At 45.8% G+C, this 548-nt stretch carries 1 protein-coding gene; it reads left to right on the forward strand.

Going from position 1 to position 548, the window contains the following annotated elements:
- On the forward strand, nucleotides 1–459 hold a 459-nt coding region (locus tag JMX93_RS14285), incomplete at its 5' end, for an EF-Tu C-terminal domain-related protein (RefSeq protein WP_499205094.1).
- Between the last annotated feature and the right edge of the window lie 89 nt (nucleotides 460–548).

Raw genomic sequence — 548 nt, forward strand, 5'->3', positions numbered from 1 at the left:
ATCGAAATCGTTGGTATCCGTGACACTCAAAAAACCACCTGTACTGGTGTAGAGATGTTCCGTAAACTGCTTGACGAAGGTCGTGCAGGCGAAAACTGTGGCGTACTACTACGTGGTACTAAGCGTGAAGACGTACAACGTGGCCAAGTACTAGCTAAGCCAGGTTCAATCACTCCTCACACCAAGTTTGACGCAGAAGTATACGTACTGTCAAAAGAAGAGGGTGGTCGTCACACACCATTCCTAAACGGCTATCGTCCACAGTTCTACTTCCGTACCACTGACGTAACTGGCGCAATCCAATTACAAGACGGTACTGAAATGGTAATGCCTGGTGATAACGTTGAGATGGGCGTAGAGCTTATCCACCCAATCGCTATGGACAAAGGTCTTCGCTTTGCAATTCGTGAAGGCGGCCGTACTGTAGGCGCTGGTGTTGTTGCTAACGTATTGAACTAATCACTAAGTCTCAGTAATGAGCTTATGAGTTAGTCATAAAGAAGCCATCCTTGTAAAAGGGTGGCTTTTTTTATTAACAGTTTCATCCT

Origin of the sequence: Psychrobacter muriicola 2pS, from assembly GCF_904846535.1 — a bacterium.
Taxonomy (GTDB): domain Bacteria; phylum Pseudomonadota; class Gammaproteobacteria; order Pseudomonadales; family Moraxellaceae; genus Psychrobacter; species Psychrobacter aquimaris.